Source organism: Pseudomonas sp. R3-56 (assembly GCF_051132075.1).
Lineage (GTDB): Bacteria > Pseudomonadota > Gammaproteobacteria > Pseudomonadales > Pseudomonadaceae > Aquipseudomonas.
Genome location: NZ_CP071657.1, coordinates 5,419,167 through 5,440,360 on the forward strand (window position 1 = coordinate 5,419,167; position 21,194 = coordinate 5,440,360).

The 21,194-nt window shown below is 62.2% G+C and carries 19 protein-coding genes and 1 pseudogene; 9 read left to right on the forward strand and 11 right to left on the reverse strand.

Going from position 1 to position 21,194, the window contains the following annotated elements; translation table 11 throughout:
• Positions 1–5 precede the first annotated feature (5 nt).
• The gene (locus tag J3P96_RS24630) at positions 6–1,034 is read left to right on the forward strand and encodes a bile acid:sodium symporter family protein (RefSeq protein ID WP_434653765.1); all 1,029 of its coding nucleotides are present in this window, start codon (positions 6–8) and stop codon (positions 1,032–1,034) included.
• Here the strand turns inward: J3P96_RS24630 and J3P96_RS24635 are convergent.
• The gene (locus tag J3P96_RS24635; protein WP_434653766.1) at positions 1,021–2,298 is read right to left on the reverse strand and encodes an acetyl-CoA C-acetyltransferase; all 1,278 of its coding nucleotides are present in this window, start codon (positions 2,296–2,298) and stop codon (positions 1,021–1,023) included. The genes J3P96_RS24630 and J3P96_RS24635 overlap by 14 nt on opposite strands.
• Positions 2,299–2,479: 181 nt before the next feature.
• Between J3P96_RS24635 and J3P96_RS24640 the strand changes: the two genes are divergently transcribed.
• A complete protein-coding gene (locus J3P96_RS24640) occupies positions 2,480–3,832 on the forward strand; it encodes a 3-oxoacyl-ACP reductase (RefSeq protein WP_434653767.1) in 1,353 nt (450 codons plus the stop codon).
• 2 nt (positions 3,833–3,834) lie between these two features.
• On the forward strand, positions 3,835–4,689 hold the full coding sequence (locus J3P96_RS24645; protein ID WP_434653768.1) for a MaoC family dehydratase: 855 nt from the start codon (positions 3,835–3,837) through the stop codon (positions 4,687–4,689).
• Between the two features lie 120 nt (positions 4,690–4,809).
• Here J3P96_RS24645 and J3P96_RS24650 read toward each other — a convergent pair whose 3' ends face one another.
• The 4 genes from J3P96_RS24650 to J3P96_RS24665 are packed head-to-tail and all read right to left on the reverse strand — an operon-like array spanning position 4,810 to position 7,072.
• Entirely contained in the window at positions 4,810–5,367 is a 558-nt protein-coding gene (locus J3P96_RS24650) for a DUF4136 domain-containing protein (protein ID WP_434569926.1), read from the reverse strand.
• 20 nt (positions 5,368–5,387) lie between these two features.
• Entirely contained in the window at positions 5,388–5,996 is a 609-nt protein-coding gene (locus J3P96_RS24655; RefSeq protein WP_305497058.1) for a DUF4136 domain-containing protein, read from the reverse strand.
• Positions 5,997–6,020: 24 nt separating this feature from the next.
• The gene (locus tag J3P96_RS24660) at positions 6,021–6,770 is read right to left on the reverse strand and encodes a methyltransferase (RefSeq protein ID WP_434569927.1); all 750 of its coding nucleotides are present in this window, start codon (positions 6,768–6,770) and stop codon (positions 6,021–6,023) included.
• Complete coding sequence (locus J3P96_RS24665; RefSeq protein ID WP_434569928.1) at positions 6,767–7,072, reverse strand: MazG-like family protein; 306 nt, start codon at positions 7,070–7,072, stop codon at positions 6,767–6,769. Before J3P96_RS24665 ends, J3P96_RS24660 begins: the two co-directional genes overlap by 4 nt.
• Positions 7,073–7,236: 164 nt before the next feature.
• Here J3P96_RS24665 and J3P96_RS24670 point away from each other — a divergent pair, with 164 nt between their 5' ends.
• Both J3P96_RS24670 and J3P96_RS24675 read left to right on the forward strand, forming a co-directional pair.
• Positions 7,237–7,530 (forward strand): hypothetical protein, encoded by a 294-nt coding sequence (locus J3P96_RS24670; protein ID WP_305497064.1) that lies wholly within the window; start codon positions 7,237–7,239, stop codon positions 7,528–7,530.
• Between the two features lie 220 nt (positions 7,531–7,750).
• On the forward strand, positions 7,751–9,100 hold the full coding sequence (locus tag J3P96_RS24675) for an MATE family efflux transporter (protein ID WP_434653769.1): 1,350 nt from the start codon (positions 7,751–7,753) through the stop codon (positions 9,098–9,100).
• A gap of 5 nt (positions 9,101–9,105) precedes the next feature.
• Here the strand turns inward: J3P96_RS24675 and J3P96_RS24680 are convergent, their stop codons facing one another.
• From J3P96_RS24680 to J3P96_RS24705, 6 genes are all read right to left on the reverse strand, one after another.
• Entirely contained in the window at positions 9,106–9,903 is a 798-nt protein-coding gene (locus J3P96_RS24680) for a DUF4123 domain-containing protein (protein WP_434653770.1), read from the reverse strand.
• Positions 9,900–11,222 carry a type VI secretion system Vgr family protein gene (locus tag J3P96_RS24685; RefSeq protein WP_434653771.1) on the reverse strand — a complete coding sequence of 441 codons (1,323 nt, stop codon included), beginning with the start codon at positions 11,220–11,222 and terminating at the stop codon, positions 9,900–9,902. Before J3P96_RS24685 ends, J3P96_RS24680 begins: the two co-directional genes overlap by 4 nt.
• A 246-nt stretch (positions 11,223–11,468) precedes the next feature.
• Positions 11,469–13,382, reverse strand: a complete 1,914-nt coding sequence (gene speA / locus J3P96_RS24690; protein WP_039593533.1) for an arginine decarboxylase — start codon at positions 13,380–13,382, stop codon at positions 11,469–11,471.
• Positions 13,383–13,590: 208 nt separating this feature from the next.
• Positions 13,591–13,962, reverse strand: coding sequence for a translation initiation factor Sui1 (locus J3P96_RS24695; RefSeq protein WP_434626306.1), 372 nt, complete (start codon positions 13,960–13,962; stop codon positions 13,591–13,593).
• A gap of 171 nt (positions 13,963–14,133) precedes the next feature.
• Positions 14,134–14,691, reverse strand: a complete 558-nt coding sequence (locus J3P96_RS24700) for an NUDIX hydrolase (RefSeq protein WP_434602708.1) — start codon at positions 14,689–14,691, stop codon at positions 14,134–14,136.
• A 3-nt stretch (positions 14,692–14,694) separates the two neighbouring features.
• Positions 14,695–15,762, reverse strand: a complete 1,068-nt coding sequence (locus tag J3P96_RS24705) for a DUF2333 family protein (protein WP_434569934.1) — start codon at positions 15,760–15,762, stop codon at positions 14,695–14,697.
• A gap of 429 nt (positions 15,763–16,191) precedes the next feature.
• On the opposite strand from J3P96_RS24705, the gene J3P96_RS24710 reads away from it, so the two are divergent.
• The 4 genes and pseudogenes from J3P96_RS24710 (at position 16,192) to accB (ending at position 21,187) form a co-directional block, all read left to right on the forward strand.
• Entirely contained in the window at positions 16,192–17,862 is a 1,671-nt protein-coding gene (locus J3P96_RS24710; protein ID WP_434569935.1) for a diguanylate cyclase, read from the forward strand.
• 1,492 nt (positions 17,863–19,354) lie between these two features.
• Positions 19,355–19,861 (forward strand): annotated as a pseudogene (locus tag J3P96_RS24715) (methyl-accepting chemotaxis protein); the annotation flags it as partial.
• Positions 19,862–20,221: 360 nt separating this feature from the next.
• The gene (aroQ, locus tag J3P96_RS24720; protein ID WP_305497076.1) at positions 20,222–20,674 is read left to right on the forward strand and encodes a type II 3-dehydroquinate dehydratase; all 453 of its coding nucleotides are present in this window, start codon (positions 20,222–20,224) and stop codon (positions 20,672–20,674) included.
• 48 nt (positions 20,675–20,722) lie between these two features.
• Positions 20,723–21,187 (forward strand): acetyl-CoA carboxylase biotin carboxyl carrier protein, encoded by a 465-nt coding sequence (gene accB / locus J3P96_RS24725; protein WP_053118072.1) that lies wholly within the window; start codon positions 20,723–20,725, stop codon positions 21,185–21,187.
• The last annotated feature ends 7 nt before the right edge of the window (positions 21,188–21,194 follow it).

Sequence of the window (21,194 nt, forward strand, 5' to 3'; positions counted from 1 at the left end):
GCCCTATGCACATCCTCAGACACCTCAAGCGCATGGCGACCGACTGGTTCCTGTGCGGCATGTTGCTCGCCACGCTGCTGGCGTATTTCTTCCCGCGCTTCGGCGCTACCGGCGGCGCCATGCATGCCGAATGGGTGGTCAACATTGGCATCTTCGTGGTGTTTTTCCTCCACGGCGTCAATCTGTCCGGCGAGCAGATCCGCCATGGCCTGAAAAACATCCGACTGCACCTGATGGTGCAAGGCTTTACCTTTGGGGTATTTCCGTTGATCTGGCTACTCGGCAACTGGACACTGGGCAGCCATGTGCCGTCCTTGTTGATGCTGGGGTTCTTTTACCTGTGCGCGTTGCCTTCGACCATTTCGTCCTCGGTGGCCCTGACCGGCAGCGCCGGCGGCAACGTACCTGCGGCGATTCTCAACGCCAGCCTGTCCAGCGTGCTGGGGGTTCTCCTGACGCCGCTGCTGGTCAGCCTGGTGGTCGGCAACGGTGCCGACGGCATCGACCTGGGCTCGACGCTGCTCGACCTGTGCATGATGTTGCTGTTGCCGCTGGTGCTCGGGCAGTTTTTGCGGCGCTGGCTGGCCGGTTTTTTCGCGCGCTACAAGCGCTATACCAGCATCATCGACAAACTGGTCATTCTGCTGCTGGTTTACGCCGCATTCTGCAATTCGATGATTTCCGGGATCTGGCAACAACAAGGTCATGGCGTGCTGCTCAGCGCCGTGCTGGGCAGTGCGGTGTTGCTGGCTGTCATTCTGTGGATGACCACCCGCACCGCTCGCGCCCTGCGTTTCAACAACGCCGATGAAGTCGCCGCGGTATTTTGCGCGAGCAAGAAATCCCTCGCCGCCGGAGTGCCGATGGCGGCGCTGATTTTCGGCAACAACTCCGGCCTCGGGCTGATCCTGCTGCCGATCATGATCTATCACCCGCTGCAACTGATCGTCTGCTCGATCCTCGCCGAACGCTATGCAAGCCGGCAACGGGCGCAGGCATCGCAAAAGAGCGAGGCCATCGTCAGCGCTCGATGATAGCGGTCACCCCTTGGCCGGCGGCTGCGCAGATGGAAATCAGCCCCCGGCCCTTCCCTGCCGCGTCCAGCAGCTTGGCCAGGTTGGCGACAATGCGCCCGCCAGTTGCAGCAAATGGATGTCCGGCGGCCAGTGAGCTGCCCTTCACGTTCAGCCGGCTGCGGTCGAGAGTACCCAGCGGCGCATCAAGGCCCAGGCGGGCCTTGCAGTAATCCGCGTCTTCCCAGGCTTTCAAGGTGCACAGCACCTGGGCGGCGAACGCCTCGTGAACCTCGTAATAGTCGAAGTCCTGCAAGGTCAGGCCGTTGCGCGCCAACAGCCGCGGCACGGCATAGACCGGCGCCATCAGCAGACCTTCGGCGCCGTTGACGAAGTCCACCGCCGCCGTTTCGCCGTCACGCAGGTAGGCCAGGATCGGCAGCCCACGGGCGTTGGCCCACTCCTCGCTCGCCAACAACACCAGCGAGGCGCCATCGGTCAGTGGGGTGGAATTGCCCGCCGTCAGCGTGCCCTTCGCGGTTTTTTCGAAGGCTGGCTTGAGGGAAGCGAGTTTCTCCAGGGTCAGGTCCGGGCGCAGGTTGTTGTCGCGGGTCAGGCCGAGAAACGGCGTCATCAGGTCGTTGTGCCAGCCTTCGGCGTAAGCGGCGGCCATTTTTTGATGACTCTCCAAAGCCAACTGATCCTGCTCTTGTCGGGGGATCTGCCAGGTTTGCGCCATCAACTCGCAGTGCTCGCCCATGCTCAGGCCAGTGCGCGGCTCGTTGATGCGCGGCAGGTCAGGTACCAGGTGCCCGGGGCGCAATTGCAAAAACGTCTTGATTTTATCGGCGGTGGTTTTCGCGCGATTGGCTTGCAGCAGGATCCTGCGCAGCCCTTCATTGACGCCGATCGGTGCGTCGGAGGTGGTGTCCACGCCGCCGGCAATTGCGCTGTCGATCTGCCCGAGGGCGATTTTGTTGGCCACCAGCAGCACCGTCTCAAGCCCCGTGCCGCAAGCCTGCTGCACATCATAGGCGGGTGTGCTGGGCGACAGCCGCGAGCCGAGCACGCACTCGCGGGTCAGGTTCATGTCCCGGGAAAACTTCAGCACCGCCCCCGCGGCCATCTCCCCGATATGCACGCCGTGCAGGTTGTAGCGCTCGATCAAGCCCTCAAGAACAGCGGTCAGCATCGCCTGGTTGCTGGCGGTGGCATAGGGCCCGTTGGAGCGGGCGAAAGGAATGCGGTTACCGCCGATGATCGCGACGCGGCGTAGCTGTGCCATGTAGAACTCCCCTTTGTATGTCCAAATGTGCCGTCAGCGTTGACCCATCACCCATGGGAGCAGGCTTGTTCCCATGTGAAGGCGGTGCTCTGGAACACAGCTTAGGCTTTATCCCGCCGATCGAACGACTGATTGCCAAACATGGTCCACACTTGGAACCTCATCAGCCGGAGTGTGTTCCATGTCAGACCGTTACATAGACTTTGCCAATTCGCCCATTGGCCTGCGTCTGGTTGGCGCTCTCGGCTTGCCATCGCCGGTACGCCTGGAGCGTTGGCAAGCCGGGCGCCTGCGGCCAATCGAGGGTGCCTTGCTGTTGGGCGGCGGGCCGCTGACCGAACAGGTCGGCACATTCGCCAAGCGCCTGACCGACGCCATTTTCATCTACGGTGGCGAACCGACGCTCGCCACTGAATGGATCCCCGGGCACGGCCCGAAAATCAAGGCTGTGGTGTACGACGCCAGCCACCTGGCACAGGTCGACCAGCTCAAGCAGTTGCGCGAGTTTTTCCAGCCGCTGATGAAAAATCTGGACCACAGCGCTCATGTCGTCATCCTCGGCCGCGCTCCGGAAAACCTCGACGACCCGTTCGCCGCCAGCGCCCAGCGGGCTTTGGAGGGTTTCAGTCGATCCCTGGCCAAGGAGCTGCGCCATGGCGGGACGCTGCAGTTGCTGTACGTTGGCGAAGGCGCCGAAACCCAGCTGGAAGGTGCGCTGCGGTTTTTCCTGTCGCCCAAGAGTGCCTACGTCTCCGGGCAAGTGATTCGTCTCAAGGCCTGTGCAACCCAGGTCCAGGACTGGACCCGTCCGTTGACGGGGCTCAAGGCACTCGTTACCGGCGCTGCCCGTGGCATCGGCGCCTCCATTGCCGAAACACTGGCCCGCGATGGCGCCGATGTGATCCTGCTGGACGTACCGCCAGCCAAGGCCGACCTCGATGCCTTGGCCGCACGCCTGAGCGGGCGCAGCCTGACGCTGGACATCTGCGCAGAAGACGCAGCCACGCAGTTGATTGAACACCTGCCCGACGGCGTCGACATCGTTGTACATAACGCTGGCATCACCCGGGACAAGACCCTCGCCAACATGACACCGGAATTCTGGGACGCGGTGCTGGCAGTCAACCTCAATGCGCCGCAAGTGCTGACCAAGGCCCTGCTCGACAGCGGCACCCTGCGCGATAACGGCCGGGTTATCCTGCTGGCATCCATCAGTGGCATCGCCGGCAATCGCGGCCAGACCAACTACGCCGCGAGCAAGGCCGGGCTGATCGGCCTGGCTCAAGCCTGGGCGCCAACCCTGCAGGCCCGAGGCATCAGCATCAACGCCGTGGCGCCAGGCTTCATCGAAACCCGCATGACCGCAGATATTCCTTTCGCCCTGCGCGAAGCCGGGCGACGCATGAGCTCGCTGGGCCAGGGCGGCCTGCCCCAGGATGTCGCCGAAGCCGTGGCCTGGCTCGCGCAACCGGGCACCGGCGCCGTGACCGGACAGGCGCTGCGCGTGTGTGGGCAAAGCCTGCTGGGGGCCTGATCATGACGATCCAATGGCATGAGATACACGCCGCGCCGTCGATGTCCGGGCTGTACGCCAAGGCCGCGACACGCCGCAAGATCACCGGCACTACCCTGCCGGACGTTGGGCTGCGCCAAGTGATCCAGGTTGATCAGCAACGCCTGGCGGCCTATCGCAAGGTCTGCGGCTTTACCGAAAACGGCCTGCTGCCACCGACCTATCCCCATGTGCTGGCGTTCGCCCTGCAAATGCAGCTACTGACGGATCGGGATTTTCCGTTCCCGCTGCTGGGGTTGATCCACCTCAGCAACCGCATCCGCATACTGCGGCCCATGGGCGGGGTCAGCCAGGTGCGCGCCAGCGTCAATGTCGAGAATCTCCAGCCGCACGCCAAGGGCGCGGTGTTCGATCTCGTGACCCGCATTGAAGATCAGCTGGGACCGCTGTGGGAGGCCGAAAGCCAGATGCTGTGCAAAGGCGTCCAGCTTGATGGGGCGCTGGTGGAGGAACCGGCGATTGCCGCCCTTGAGTTGACGGAAGTGGCACACTGGACAGCACCTGCCGACATCGGCCGGCAATACGCCAAGGTGTCCGGCGACTACAATCCGATCCACCTGAGCGCCGCCAGCGCTCGGCTGTTCGGCTTCCCCACCGCCATCGCCCACGGCCTGTGGAACAAGGCCCGGACGTTAGCGGCGCTGGACGACCATTTGCCCGAGGCCAACATCGAGATCGAAGTGACCTTCAGGAAACCGGTGCGCCTGCCCAGCGAGGTGACGCTGCTGGCGAGCGCCGCGGGGTCCAGTGGAAAACTGCGGCTGGTGGGGGCTGGAGAGTTGGAGCACATGCTCGGCAGTTGGCAGCCGGTTTCCTGAAAGTGTCCCTATCAATCCTGTGGGAGCGAGCTTGCTCGCGATGACAATTGCATACTCAACGAGTATGCAAACTGACCCACCGCCATCGCGAGCAAGCTCGCTCCCACAGGAAATGCTCAATCAACGCGGTGGGTAATTCGACAGGATCCGCCCCACCGTCTCGCGCACCTTCGTGCTGCGCTCCGTAGGGTTGGGCGACTCGCTGAGCAGTTGCTCATCGCTACCGCGCCACACCAGCTTGCCGTCCTTGCCGTCGAGCAGGTCGATCTGCACCGTGGCGACTTTGTAGCTGACGTTGCGGGTTTCGTTATACATCGGCCCTCCCCAATAGCCATTCCAGGGGCCGCCCCAGCCGCCGCCGTAGTTTGTCGTCACCTGTTGCTGACGGTCCTCGACGATCAGGTAGGCCTGGACCTGCACATCGCTGCGGGTACCGGACGGAGCCGGGCGCAAGCCGCGCTGATCAAGCTGATCGGCAATGGCCTGGCGGATCCGCTGTTCGGTCAGGTCGCTCTTGATGCGCGGGTCATCCGGCCGATACTGCAACGCCGGCTCTTTCCAACTCCAGCTGCGGTAGGCCGCGAAATCACGAGTAGTGTCGAAGTCATGATTGACCTGATTGGACGTACAGGCGCCCAGCAACAAGGCCAGGGCAAATGGGGCGATACGGCGAAACATGGTTTTTCTCCGTTGCGTAATCAACTGGGAGGATAAGCCGAAAGAGCCTTCTCCACCGCCTCACGAATGGCATCGCTGCGTTCGCTCTGACTGCCTCGCTGGCTGGTCTCGGCGCTGGCACTCCAAACCGGTTGGTTGTTGCGGGCATCGAACAGATCAACCCGAACCACCACGACCTGCTCCCGGTAAGTGCGTACCACGGGGACGCTGTTGTACATGCCATAACCCGGCCCGTATCGGTTGTAACCGCCGTAGTAGCCTGAATCATAATCGTCGCGAACCTGGCGTACGCGGGTCTCCAGGCGCAGGTCGGCACTGACGAAGAGGTCCGCCGGCCGATTGTCATGCAGCGGGCGCAGGCCGCGCTGGTCCAGGGCATTGCTCACCGCTTCGGCCACCTGCGCCGAGTCCGCCCAGGCCGTGCCCGGTGGCAGTCGGCCGTTGAGCCAGGCCCAGCTGCGATAGCGCCCGTAATCCCGGGGCGGTGCGGGATAGGCGCTGCGATCGAATACCGTGGCGGCCTCGGGTGGTGCTGGCGGCAGCGGCCTGGATGTCGCGACATAAGGGTTGCTGCCCTGACAGGCCGCCAGCCCCAGGCACAACACCATTAACCCTGAACGACCTTTCATTTCGCTCTCCGATTGCTTTGCGGATCAGAGGGGACGGCAAACCCAGTGCAGATAACGTCCCAAGCCGGCAAAGGCCGGATGGCGACGGTGGGCCAGTTCCATCTCCAGCAGTTGCGCAAGCTCTGCACGGCCCTGGAACTCCACCGGCATATAGTCGTGAAAAACCCGCACCCCACTCTGGGTTTCGACCTGCCACAGGCCTTCAAGTTGCGCCGCCAATTCTCGTGGATCAAGCGGTTGCTGAGGGGTCAGGCTCTGTTTCTCGCCGGCCATGTCGTTTTTACGCAGTTTGCGAAAGTGCCCCTTGAGCAGGTTGCGATAGACCAGCGCATCGCGGTTGTAGAACGCCAGGGACAACCAGCCGCCAGGCACCGTCAACTGATGCAGCACCGGCAGGATCGCATGGGGCTCGGCCAGCCATTCGAGCACCGCGTGGCACAGCACCAGATCGTAGGGTTCGGTGAGCTGGCCGAGCAGATCCTGCCACGGCGCCTGGATGAACGTTGCGGCCTGGCCCGCCTCGGCAAAGCGTTGGCGAGCGCCTTCGAGCATCGGCTCGGCCGGTTCGGCCAGGGTGACCTGATGCCCGCGCTCGGCCAGCCACAGCGACATGTGGCCCAGCCCCGCGCCAATATCCAGCACTCGCAAGGGGCGATCCGGCAACGCTTCAAGGAGATCGGCCTGAAGCACGGCCAGCCGAATCGCCCCCTTGGCTCCTCCGTAGATTTTTTCGGCAAAACGCGTGGCGAGTTGATCGAAATGGCGATCGCTCATTGGCCGAACCGCCGTTCGCTGTCGGCCAACTTGCTGCGCACCACGGCGTCCATGTCCAGGCCCAGCTCGCTGCACAGCAGCAACAGGTACAAGACGATGTCACCGATTTCCTGCCCGGCGTGGGCAAGTTTTTCCGCGGGCAACTGGCGTGACTGCTCCTCGGTCAACCACTGGAAAATCTCCACCAATTCAGCCATTTCGACGCTGGCGGCCATGGTCAGGTTTTTCGGGCTGTGAAACTGCCGCCAATCGTTACGATCACGGATGGCATGCAGGCGTTCGGTCAGTTCAACAAGGTTCATCGGGCTCTCCTGGATGCGCATAGCTTCGAGGGGATGACGAGGTAAGGCAAGAGTCTCGATACAAAGCGCCGGTTTGCCCCATAATCGAACGATCCCGGCCCGGACCGCTCCTACATTCAGGAGCAAAAGGCTCAACGTGGATTCCCTCTCATCAGGACGCATACATGCAGGTAGAAAGCTTTTTCGAATGGCTCGGTCAGGCGCTCGGTTCGGTGATCCGTTTTATCGTCGATCTGCTCAGTGGCCTGTTCAACACCCTGGCCAATGCCGGCGGCAATTTTGTCGAAGGCCTGTCCCGGACGCTGGGAATGGATACTTCAATCATCAGCATCATTGCGCTGATCCTCGGGCTGATGCTGCTGTACTCGGCGATCCGCGCCTTCATGCGGGCGTCGATCGTCATGGGCATCATCTGGCTGGTGCTGGGGTTGTGGCTGTTGAGCTGGATTATTCACTGAGGCGTTCACCGCCGAATACCTGTGGCGAGGGGATTTATCCCCGTTCGGCTGCGTAGCAGTCGCAGACCGGGCGGAACGGTTCAACTGGCGTACCGCAGTGTTTGGTTTTGGGGCCGCTGCGCAGCCCAGCGGGGATAAATCCCCTCGCCACGATGAATCCGAACGCTGAGGGAACGATTATCAGGAACCCGCTACAATCGCGCTCCTTCAAGGAGCCCGCATGCCCAAGCTGATTACCGACTGGCGCGACCGCCTTACTCATCGCCGGGTCTGGGCGCTGGCTGCGCCGATGATTCTCTCGAACATTTCCGTGCCGCTGGTGGCGCTGGTAGACAGCACCGTCATCGGCCATTTGCCCCATGCCCATCAGTTGGGCGCAGTGGCGGTCGGAGCGAGTCTGTATACGGTGCTGGCATGGGCCATGGGTTTCCTGCGCATGGGCACCACCGGGTTCGCCGCCCAGGCGGCCGGGCGTGCCGACGGCGCGGCGTTGCGCCAGGTGTTGTTGCAGGGCCTGCTGCTGGCGATGGGGCTGGCGGTGCTGCTCGGTGCCGTCGGCATTCCCTTGAGCGACGTGGCGCTGCACTTGATGCAACCGTCCGCCGAACTCAACCAGTTGACCCGCGATTTCTTCCACACTCGCCTTTTCGGCTTGCCGGCGGCGCTGGCCAGCTATGCGCTGGTCGGCTGGTTCCTCGGCGCCCAGAACGCCCGCGCGCCGCTGGCGATCCTGCTGGTGACCAACCTGGTGAACATCGCCTTGAACCTCTGGTTCGTGATCGGCCTGGACTGGGGCGTGACCGGTTCGGCCCGGGCGTCGGTCATCGCCGAATGGACGGGCGCGCTGGTAGGCCTGGCCTTGGCGCGCAACACCCTGCGCAACTGGCCTGGGCAGATAGCCTGGGCGGCGCTGGGCTTGTGGCAGAGCTGGCGACCGTTGCTGGCGGTGAACCGGGACATTTTCATCCGCAGCCTGGTGCTGCAATCGGTGTTTTTCCTGATCACGGTGCAAGGCGCGCGCCTGGGCGATGCGACCGTGGCCGCCAATGCCCTGCTGCTCAACGGCCTGCTGCTGACGGCCCACGCCCTGGACGGCCTGGCCCACGCCGTGGAAGCACTGTGCGGCCACGCTATTGGGGCTCGCGACCGCCTGGCCCTGCGCCGCGCGCTGGTCGTTGCCAGCGGCTGGTCACTGATTGCCAGCCTCGGGTTTGCCCTGCTGTTCCTGCTTGCTGGGCATTTGTTCATCGACATGCAGACCGACATCACCGAAGTGCGGAACACCGCTTACCACTACTTGCCTTATCTGGCGGCGTTACCGTTGATTGCGGTATCGAGCTATCTGCTCGATGGCCTGTTCATCGGCGCCACCCGCGCCCGGGAAATGCGCAACGGCATGCTCCTGACCCTGCTACTGACGTTGCCGTTCGCCTGGGTCCTGCAAGGATTGGGCAATCACGGCCTGTGGATCACTTTCCTGCTGTTCATGGCCTTGCGCAGCCTGACGCTCGGCACCTTCGCCTGGCGTTTGCAACGACACGACAGCTGGCTCGGTGGCAATGCCCGGTGAGGCCTTCAATCCTGGTTGCCTTGCCATAGCCGCCGCAACTGCTCCAGACGTTCGTGTTGCGAGCCGCCAGCCAGCTCCGGCGCTGGCTGAGCATCAGGGTATTGCAAGCGTAGCCACAACCAGCCGTCGAGGGCGCTCTGTTCGCTGAACCCCAGCGCCAACCCTTGCTGCAAATATTCCCAGAGCGACCAGTAGTCATGCCCAATGGAGCAGGACCAACGCCAGACATGACGCTCCAATACACACGCCTGCAACTGGCTTTGTTGCCTGTCACTGAGGCCCGGCTCGTTCTCCAGCGCCGGCACCGACAAGCCAGGATTGGCGAGCTGTTGCCAGCCCTCCGAGCCCATGGTCCGATCAGCCCAGGTGCCTCCGAACCAGCGCAGAAGGCTGATCGGCCCCAGCCAGCAACTGAGTTCCCGAGGGTCGCAACCATCAAAAAAATAACTCGCGGTGTGTGGGTTGTAATAGCTCAACAAAGCCTTGTAGTGCAGGCCCAGCGTGACCGTCAGCATGCGTCGCAAATGCATCAGCAACGCTTCGACAGGCGCAGCGCTCACTATCAACAACCCCGGCCAGGACCGGCTATCGAGATGGCACAGGCTGGCCAGCGCTGGCGATCGCTGCAGATCAACCAATAGCGGTCCATCGTCCCTCAGTTCGTGAAGATCGGTGTTTTCGAACAGAAGAAAGCACCGTGCCTCGGCAAATTGCTCCCGCAGGCGCAGCGCGGCTCCGCGGCCGTTCGGCGCGTCGAGCAGTAGCCATTGCGGCGTGGCCCCAGGCATGGCGGCAGCGTTCATGGCGCTGCGCCCGCACCACGTTGCGTCACCAGGCGGCAGATGCACACCGCACGGGCGCAGGGGTTGAACGCCCCTGCGCCGGGCAACAGGCACAGCAGGAACAGCGGCTCGCCACCGCGCACTGCAGACAACAGGTGGTCATCGACTCCAGGCGTCCCGGGAGTTTCTGACAAACTCGCACTGGCTGGCGCTGGCTGTGTGCCAATTAGGGGCAGTGGGCCGAGAAAGGCACAGATAAGCGGGCGATCCGGGTCACCCTCGATAAAGCTCACCAGGACCTCGGTGCCCTCACGAATCCGATCGCCTGCGCAGGCCGCCAGCTCAGGCGCCAACGGCAGCCAGCAATGGCTGGCGCTGGCCCCTTCGCCTTGATAGACCCAGTCGAACTGCACCGCCACTCGCCCAGGCACCTGGTTTGCAGGCTCATCCACGTTTACCACCCATCCGCGTTGCCGGCTCACCATGACCGGCTTCGCAGGCACCTTTTCTGCCACAAACGACAGCCCGAAGGGAATGGCTCGGAACCGGTTGGCATATCGACCTGACTGGCCACGATGCTCGACCCTGGTCAATAACCAGCGCCGGTTCCAGTCCTTGAAAGGGTGAGCGGTCAGGGTCAGGGTCTGCCCGCTGTGCAAGTGCATCAAATCGCTCTGGCCCTCGGCGGCCTGTATGCCGATACCCTCGGAGCCAGCCTGAGCGCTGAAGGCGTGCACTGCGTCAGCCTGGCCGTCACCGCCGTAGATAACCTCGTCAGCGGAAAAGACACTGCCCGGCGCATCGGAGAAAACCAGGCAGTGCCCATCCCGGGCATGCTCGAAATGGAACCGGATACCAGCCTGGGCGCATATTCTCTGCAAAAATTGCAGGTCGGACTCCCGGTATTGGCTACAGACATCCCGCGTCGCAAAATCACCGCTCAAGTCCAGGCACAGCCCGCGCCCGCCGATGCCGTGCCCGCTCAAGACCTGGCGAATGATCTGCGGTACCGAGCGGCCACTGAACACCCGCTGGCTGAAGCGCTGCGCCAGGTATGCAAGCTTCGGCTCGATGCGCACATGGCAATTACCTCCATGACGGTGCTGCACAACTTCGTGGAGCTGTCCGTGAATGCCCCGACCGCAGCTCCCGAAACTCAACCAGACGCTGCGGTACAGCAGGCCCGCCAGGTCCAGCGGCGTGTCACTGGTCACCAGTTCCACCTCGAACAGGAAAGGTTCGCTGATGTTTTCATTGCCGGTGAAGGCCACGACAACAAAGGACTCGGGCAGACCGGCTATCTCCAGACGAAATGATGACTCGCGGGCTGGACAGGACATCGGCATTTCTCTACAGGAGGGGGCGACCGGGCATTCTGGCCGAGAGCCCGGGTCGAGTAGAGGGGCCAAGTACAAGTAAGGAACGGGACTACACGAAATAAGGACCTTTCCGATTAGCTGCCCCCGTGTGAGGAAATTTCCACAGCGCAAATCAAAACGCCCTCCGGAACTGTCCGAAAATACCCGCGGCATGCGACGTATTTTCTGACAGCCCCGGAGGGCGTTGCGCTTGGCGCTATTGCCCTGTCAGGAAGACAGGTAGGAGGAACGAGTCAACCCGAGACGCAGGGCATCCAGGAACTGGGTGCGTTCTGCCGCCGTGATACGGGCGCTGGCGCACTTGTCACGGTAGTGAGTCATCAGCTCCTCCGGCGACAGGTGCACGTAGCGCAACATATCCTCGATGGTGTCGTGGGTTTCGATACCGGCGTGGTACACGCTGCCGTCGGCGTTCTGGTAGATGTTCACCGAATCGGTGTCACCAAACAGGTTGTGCATGTCACCGAGGATTTCCTGGTAGGCACCCACCAGGAAAATGCCCAGCAGATAGTCTTCGCCCGGATTGAGCGAATGGACTGGCAGGCTGGTCTCGATGCTCTGCTCATCGACGTATTGCTTGATCTTGCCGTCGGAATCGCAGGTCAGGTCTTGCAGCACGGCGCGGCGCAGTGGCTCTTCATCGAGACGATGCAACGGCAGGATCGGCAACACCTGGCCGATCGCCCAGGTGTCCGGCAAGCTCTGGAACACCGAGAAGTTGCAGATGTACTTGTCGGCCAGCTTGTCGTTGAGCTCATCGAGCACTTGACGGTGCGAGCGCTGACGGGCCTTCAGCGAGTTGTGCAGACGACGGCACACGGCGAAGTAGCACTGCTCGGCCAGGGCTTTTTCCGCCAGGGTCAGCTTGCCATCGGCGTACTGCGCAGCCACGTCGCTCATGTAGTGAGTGGCACGCCAGTAGGTCTCGGTGACCATCTCGATATCGGTCGGGCCCAGCAGGTCCACCAGCCATTGCACGGTTTCCGGCAGGCTTTCCTTGTTTTCGATCACCGGCACATCGTCATGGTGCTTCTCGACGTCGGTGACCTGGACCACCAGCATCGCGTGGTGGGCGGTCAACGAGCGGCCGCTCTCGGAAAAGATGTGCGGGTGCGGCAGGCTCTGCGCATCGCAGAACTCCTTGAGCATCCCCACCACGACCCCGGCGTAGTCGTCCATGTCGTAGTTGATCGAGCTGGCGTTGCGCGAGTGCGTACCGTCGTAGTCCACGCCCAGACCGCCGCCGACATCGATGTGATCCACCGGCAGGCCGAGGTTGCGCAGCTCACCGTAGTAACGGATCGCTTCCTTGAAACCATGCTGGTAGTCCGCCAGGTTGGCGATCTGCGAGCCCATGTGGAAGTGCAGCAGGCGGATACCCTGGTCGAGGCCGGCGCCGCGGAAGCGCTCGACCACCGACAACAACTGCGCTGCGGACAAGCCGAACTTGGATTTTTCGCCACCGGTATCGGCCCATTTGCTCGATGCCAGGGACGACAGGCGCACCCGCAGACCGACCTGCGGCTTGACCTTGAGCGACGCAGCCTCTTCGATCACCAAGCCGACTTCGGACTCTTTCTCGATCACGATGAAGACATTGTGGCCCAGCTTCTGGCCCATCAGCGCCAGGCGGATGAACTCGCGGTCCTTGTAGCCATTGCAGACGATGGTCCCGCCCTTTGGCGCCAGGGCCAGCACCGCCAGCAACTCGGGCTTGGAACCGGCTTCCAGGCCGATGGAGACATTCTGGGTGGCGATGATGTTTTCGATCACCGCCTCCTGCTGGTTTACCTTGATCGGGTAAAGCGCGGTGTACTGGCTCTGGTATTCCAGGCGTGCAATGTTGCTGTCGAACGCGCCGGTGAGCTGACGCACCCGATCTTGCAGGATATCGGGGAAGCGCACCAACAGCGGCAACGAAAGGCCACTCTGGCGCAACTGATCGACTTGCTCGTACAAATCGATCGGCGAACTGTCGGGGCCGTTCGGACGGACTTCGACGCGACCGGCTTCATTGATCGCGAAATACCCGGCCCCCCAATGGCGGATCCCATAAACGCTGCGGCTGTCCGCAACTGTCCATTGGCTGCCATCGTCTTTGCGTGTGCGTCGTACGGACATCGAAGTCCCCTATAAAGAAGTCAAAATGCACCATCCGGTCGGAGGCTGGCGCAGTCTAGAGAATGGAAATGACGATTTGCCTGTAAGCAGGTAGACCCTGCCCGCAGCGCTGAGTTTAGAACCCCGTTCAGAACAGGCTCTGTGAAAACCATGTGGGCGATCGCGAACCGGGGTTCGGATCAAGCCAGGGTGGGTTTCACAGAAGCTGCTAGCCGCCGGACTTCTTTGCCTTGAAACCGTGTCGGGTGAGTTCCGCCAGCAAGAGCTCGACGTGATCGCCCTGGATCTCGATGACGCCATCCTTCAACGCGCCGCCGGTACCACAGCGCTTTTTCAGCGTCGTTGCCAGTTCTTTGAGCGCGTCCTCGGCCAGCGGCACGCCGGTGACCGTGGTCACCGTCTTGCCACCTCGGCCTTTGCTTTCGCGGCGTACGCGAGCGATGCCGTCTCCGGCGGGTATGGCGGTCTGTTTGCAGATGCAGGCATCCACCGGCTGGCGGCAATCAGGGCAATGACGACCGGCGTCGGTAGAAAATACCAGGCCGCCCAGGGCGGCGAAGGATGCGGCTTTTTTGGCCACCGGCAATCCTCTTCGGAGGACAAAGACTGGTCGAGGGGCGAAAGTGCCTCGACCGCGAAGCCCCACTCAGGCAGGGGCAGCGCAGCTGGACCGAACGAAGTCGGCCAAGCTTGAAAAGTCGCGCAGTGTAACGACAAAAAGCCCACTTGCTAAGGGCCAATCAGCGCCAATTTACAGCTTCTTTGCGACACCGCGCTCACGGGCGCGCAAATAGCGCCCAAGCGCCGCCAGGGAGTCCGGGCAATACGGTTTGTGGCGGATTTCATCGAGCACCTGCTCGACGGGCAGAAAGCGCGCTTCCAGGACTTCTTCCGGTTGCAGGACCAACGGCCCGTCCCACACGGCGGAAAACGCCGCGCACCACAGGCGACTGCCAGCGTCCTCGAAATAGAAATGATCGTGGGCGACCAATTCGACGCCGCTCACGCCCAGTTCTTCGGCCAGCTCGCGCGCCGCCGACTCGGCGTACGTCTCGTGGGCCTGAACCATTCCCCCTGCCGCGACATCCCAATAGCCGGGGTAGATAGCCTTGCTCAAAGTCCTTCGATGAACGCACAGCTCGCCCGCCGAATTGAACAGCATGATGTAGGTGCCGCGTCCGATCAGGCCTCGCTCGCGCAGATCCGAGCGCACCAGGCTGCCGAGCAGATTGTCGTCTTCGTCGACCCAAGCGATCAGCTCGGCATCCGAGGCCACTCGGTGAGCGTCTTCCCGGGTGCTTTCGTCCATCCTTCAGCCCTGGTTGAGCAATTGCCGCAGGTCAATCACCGCCGCATTGGCGCGAGAAATATAGTTGGCCATGACCAGCGAGTGGTTCGCCAACACCCCGAAGCCGCTGCCGTTGAGAATCATCGGGCTCCAGATCGGCTCCTGTGAAGCCTCCAGTTCGCGAATGATCTGCCGCACGCTGACCGTCGCGTTCTTCTTCGCCAGCACGTCTGCGAAATCCACCTCGATGGCGCGCAACAAGTGAGACAGCGCCCAGGCTTGGCCACGAGCCTCGTAGAACACGTTGTCGATTTGCAGCCAAGGTGTCTCCACCACCTCTTCGTCAACCTGCGGCACCTGGCCTGGCGCCGGGACCTCGGTCTTCAGCGAGGTATTGAGCTTGACCCGGCCGACGCTGGCGGACAGGCGCTGGGACAGCGACCCCAGGCGCGTACCGACATCCCCCAGCCAGTTGTTCAGGTTGTCGGCGCGGGCGTAGAACAACGCACTTTTCTGACTTGGATCGGACAGGCGCGCCTGATAACGGCTCAAGGAATTGATGCCTTCCTGGTATTCCGATTCGCTGGACGGCAGCACCCAACTGCGGTTGTCGAAGTTGAAGCGCGGCTCGGCCTTGGCCAGGTCGGCGTCTTCGGCGGACTGCGACTGGGAACGGGCGAAGTCCTTGCGCAGGGCACGGCTCAGGTCGCGGACCTGCACCAGCACGCCGTATTCCCAACTGGGCATGTTGTCCATCCACAGGCCTGGCGGGAAGCGGTCGTTGGAAATGTAGCCACCCTGCTTGGTCAGCAAGGTTCCGGCGACGGTCTTGAGGGTTTCCACGGTGGTGTAGCCGACCACCATCTGCCGGCCATCCTTCTCGGCCGCTGCCTGGGCGTTCTGCTGTACCGGAAATAACTCGGGCTCCTGGCTCCAATACCAGCCGACTGCAATAGTCACCAGCAGGTACAGGCCAATGAGCGTGGCCAGCGCCCGACTGAAAAACAGCCCACCCAGATAGCTGCGGGTGTCCGATTTCGGTTCGGCGGCGCGTTCAGGCGCGCTGCCCGCGCGGTTCTTCCAGTCCAGCATGGCGATGTCCCTTCAATCACTTGAGTTCACGGTTCGACCACAACCTTACATCAACGTGCCTTGGCCGGCATCCGTCGTTGGGCTTATCGGAGAATTACGACCATGAGACAAAGACCCGCCTAGGGGAATCCCTGAACCTCATCGGCTGGAAAATCGAAGAAACAACGTCGAAGAAAAGCGCAGGCAACATCCCGAAGCCGCGTCGTTGTGCCGTACCGAAATAGCTTGGATCGGCTATTGAAAACCCCTGAAGACCTTTATTCATCGGGCCGTCACCACGTCCGCAAAGGCAATTCCAGACCGATAGGTCAGAAACTGAATGGCGCCTCCTGGCAGATTATTGATGTAGAACACTCATGTAAGGGAAAAGAGGTGCTAGCATAGAGCCACCAGTCGATCTCAGCATGCCCCCTAACTAGTAGTCAGGATATGACCGAGCCAGAAGACCCCAGCCGCGAGCGCCTCAAGCACCACTTTGCCCAGCGGGTAATTCATCAGGCTCGTCAGATCCTGGAGATATGGCAGCGCCTGCAACGCAGCGAATGGTCGAGTACCGATCTGTCGGAGCTCAGTGAAGCCAATCTGCGCCTGCTGCGCTTTGCCGAGCGCTTCGAGCAACCTGAGCATTGCCAGCTTGCCCAAGGTATCGGTCAGTCGTTGCAAGCGGTAGACGCCAATCGCGGGCGCTTGAGCAGCCAGCTGATCACCGAAATCAATCGCTTGATGCAACGCCTGTCCCGCACCGGCTTGCGCCATGGCGACCAGCTCGAGCAAACCTTCCTGCCGCCGCTGCGCAAGCCCATCTACATATTGCTGCAAGACCATGACCGTGCCGAACGGCTGGCCAAGCAACTGGAATTCTTCGGCCTCAGCGCCCAGTCCCTGGACAGCGTCGCTGCATTCCGGGCCGCGATGGTCGAGCGCCTGCCTGCGGCCATTGTCATGGACGTGGATTTCAGCGGCCCGGGCGTGGGCCTGAAGCTGGCGGCCCAAGCCCAGGAAGGCCTGGATCAACCACTGCCGCTATTGTTTTTCAGTTTGCTGGAAACCGATACACCAACGCGGCTGGCCGCCGTGCGCGCCGGCGGGCAGGAGTTTCTCACCGGCACGCTGGAGGCCTCGAGCCTGCTGGAAAAAATCGAAGTGCTGACCTGCGTCGCCCAGTACGAACCCTACAAAGTGTTGATCATCGATGACTCCCGCGCCCAGGCCCTGCACACCGAACGCCTGCTCAACAGCGCCGGCATTGTCACGCGCACGCTGATCGAGCCGATCCAGGCCATGGCCGAGCTGGCGGACTTCCAGCCCGACCTGATCATCCTCGACATGTACATGCCCGCCTGCACCGGTACGGAACTGGCCAAGGTGATCCGCCACAACGACCGCTACGTCAGCGTGCCGATCATTTACCTGTCCGCCGAAGACGACCTGGACAAACAGCTCGACGCCATGAGCGAGGGCGGTGATGACTTCCTGACCAAACCGATCAAGCCCAGGCACCTGATCACCACTGTGCGCAACCGTGCAGCACGGGCCCGCAATCTCAAGGCGCGGATGGTGCGCGACAGCCTCACCGGCCTGTACAACCACACTCATATCCTGCAATTGCTCGAAGATTGCAGCTTCCGCGCCCGCCGTGAGGGCAAGCCCTTGAGCTTCGCCATGCTCGATATCGACCATTTCAAACGGGTCAACGACAGCCACGGCCACCCCATGGGCGACCGGGTGATCAAGAGCCTGGCGCTGTTTCTCAAGCAACGCTTGCGCAAAACCGATTTCATCGGCCGGTACGGCGGCGAAGAGTTCGCCATCGTCATGCCGGACACCGATATTGATGCCGCCTGCACAGTGCTGGACGAAATCCGCCAGCGCTTTGCCGAGATTCACTACCCGGCCCAACCCCAGGACTTGTGGTGCACCTTCAGCGCCGGGGTGGTGGAGATGAGCGAAGAGTCCGACAGCCTGATGATGGCCAGCCAGGCGGACGAGGCGCTGTACCGTGCCAAGCACGCCGGGCGCAATCGGGTGCAGAGCGCCCGGCAATCAAAGCAAAGTGCCACCTTTTCATCGGAATCGACTGATTCGGTCATAAACGTGTAACGCAAACGCAATAACTTCAGGCACTTACGATTCTGCCCCCGGTAGACCCTTGATGCGCCTGAAGCTGCTGACCAACCTCAACACTGTTCTTTTAGTTGCCGTATGCCTTGGCCTCGGCGCCACCCTATGGTGGTCGCAGATTGCCTTGGAGCGTCCTTATCTGCTGATGGAACGCTACCTGGGCCTGTCGCGGCAGTTCCAGGGCGAAGTGGCGCGCAACATCGAAGATTACCTGGCCAGCGGCGACGCCTTGCGCCTCAGCGCAGCCACCCAGGCCCTGGAAACCCTGCAAAAAGATCTGGACCAGTTCCCGCCGGAGCTGGCCAGGACGCTAAGCCCGAGCCTGTCGAACCTTGACGGTTTCAGCAAGACCGACCTGCTGGCCGCCGGCAAACTGGCGGCTGATCCACAGGCCCTGTTGTTGCAGGCTGAACGTGAGCTGAGCGCCAGCCTGGACCAACTTGCCCAGTACGCCAACGGCGCGCCGGCTTATCTGCCGCCGCTGTTTGCTGCCTCACAGCATTTGGGCCGGTTGTCCCTCGCCCGGGACAAACTGGTCAGCAGCGGCCGCAGTGAACTGGCCGCCGATGTCGAACGGGAACTGGCCAACGTCCGCACCCAGGCCCAGCAACTGGACAGTCTGCCGCTGCTCGGCGTCACCGCCAGCAACGCATCGGGCAGCGATGACTTCGCCGCGTTGATGGGTCTGGAAACCGAGGAAAAGACCGCCGCCGAAGACGCCGGGATTGCCCTCAAGCGCGAACTCAACAGCCTGCTCGGGCGTTATCCCGCGGAACTGGCGCGCACGCGCGAACTGATCCAGAAACGCACCGAGCTGGCCGATGCCACGCACTTGAAAACCACCGATGTGCAACAGGCAATCGACGCCATGGAGCCTGCGGTCCGTGCCCAACATGGGCAGATCCAGGGCGAAGTACGGGTCATCCAAGGGGTGATGATCGGCCTGATTCTGCTGATCGCCCTTCTTATCGATACCTTGCAGCGACGCCTGGCCCGGACCTTGACCCGCCTGGCGCCGGCCCTTTCCACTTGGGCCGAAGGCGATTTCAGTGGCGATATCCGTGTCGGCGCCAGCAACCGTGAATTGCAGGACATCGAAGCCTCGCTCAATCGCCTGCGCGCCTATCTGGTGGATCTGGTCGGTACCATCCGCCTGAACGCCGAACAGGTGGCCGGCAGCAGCCGGACCCTGGCCGAGCTCAGTGGCGAATTGCATAGCGGTGCCGAAGACCAGGCCGGTGACACGGCATTGATCCGTGACTCCCTCAGTGAGCTCGAAGCGACCATCCAGCAAGTGGCCGGCGACGCCAGCCAGGCCGCGGATGCCAGTCGCAGTGCGGGCCATGCCGTGGAGCAAGGCCAGAAAGTGATCGGCATGAGCCTCGCCGGCTTGCACTCGCTCGTCGGCGAAGTGCAGGGCAATGCACAGATGATCGAACAGCTGGCTGAGGAGTCGGCGACCATCGGCGGCGTGCTGACCGTCATCCGCTCGATTGCCGACCAGACCAACCTGTTGGCCCTCAACGCCGCCATCGAAGCCGCCCGCGCCGGGGAAATGGGCCGCGGCTTTGCGGTTGTGGCCGAGGAGGTCCGCTCCCTGGCTCAACGCACCGCAGGCGCCACGGCCGAGATCCAGGCGCTGATTGCCCGTTTGCAGCAGGCTGCACGCCAGTCCGTGGAAGGCATGCGCGCCCAGGTCGAACACGCCGAAGCCACCGCCAGCCAGGCCCAGGCGGCCGATGGTGCACTGGATAAAATCGTCGAGGCGATCCAGACCATCGCCGATACGGCGGTGCGCATCGCCGATGTCACCGCCCAGCAAAGCGGCGCCGTCAGCGAAATCCGCGATCACAGCGAGCGGATCCACCAACTGGGCGGGGATAACCTGCAGCGCATCGGTCAGGGCCGGGAACAGGGCGACAACCTGCTGCTCCTGGGCGGGCGGTTGCACACGGCGGTGCAGGCGTTCCGGGTGTGATTTCAGAAGCCCACTAAACCTGTGGCGAGGGAGCTTGCTCCCGCTGGGTCGCGAAGCGGCCCCAAAACCTGCCATGTGCGGAGCATCAGGCACACCACGCCCGCCGGTTACGACTGCTGCGCAGCCGAGCGGGAGCAAGCTCCCTCGCCACGGATGGTTCGATTGCCTTAAGAGTATTACTCCCACAGGGTTCAAATGCGGGCTCATGGCTGCGAGTGACCGAACCCGGGGGCATGGTCACAAACTTCGCGCAAACATCGGTCAACGTGCCGGCTATTGCCGGGAACTGGACAGTCACAAAGACTTTGCGGCATAGTCTCCGGGTTCTGACACCTGCTCACAGACAACAAGGAACAGCAGATGGCGACTCTTCTGGTCCTGCACGGACCCAACCTGAACCTGCTGGGCACCCGTGAACCGGGCGTCTATGGCGCCGTGACACTGGCCCAGATCAACCAGGACCTGGAGCAACGGGCCCGTAGCGCCGGCCATCATTTGCTCTACCTGCAAAGCAATGCCGAATATGAATTGATCGACCGCATCCATGCCGCGCGCGGCGAAGGCGTGGACTTCATTCTGATCAATCCCGCGGCTTTTACACATACAAGCGTCGCTTTACGTGACGCGCTGCTGGCAGTGAGCATCCCATTCATCGAAGTGCATTTGTCCAACGTGCACAAACGCGAACCTTTCCGCCATCACTCCTACTTCTCCGATGTAGCAGTAGGCGTGATCTGCGGCCTTGGCGCCAGCGGTTACCGACTGGCCCTGGAGGCCGCTCTAGAGCAGCTTGAAAAACAGGCAACAGCTTGAACAACAAGCGTTAAACGCCCCTGACCGACCCTTGGGAGTTGATGATTCATGGATATCCGTAAAGTTAAGAAACTGATCGAATTGCTGGAAGAGTCCGGCATCGACGAGCTCGAGATCAAGGAAGGCGAAGAGTCCGTACGCATCAGCCGCCACAGCAAGACCCCGGCCCAGCAGTTCTATGCACCGGCACCGATGCAAGCGCCAGCCGCTGCACCTGCTCCGGCAGCTGCGCCAGTTGCCGCCGCGGCACCTGCCGCACCGGCCGCGCCGACGCTGAACGGCACCGTTGCTCGCTCGCCGATGGTGGGCACGTTCTATCGCAAGTCTTCCCCGAGCTCGCCGTCCTTCGTTGAAGTTGGCCAGACCGTGAAGAAAGGCGACACCCTGTGCATCGTCGAAGCCATGAAGATGATGAACCACATCGAAGCTGAAACCAGCGGTGTGATCGAGTCCATCCTCGTCGAAGACGGCCAGCCGGTTGAGTACGACCAACCGCTGTTCACCATCGTTTGAACCGCGG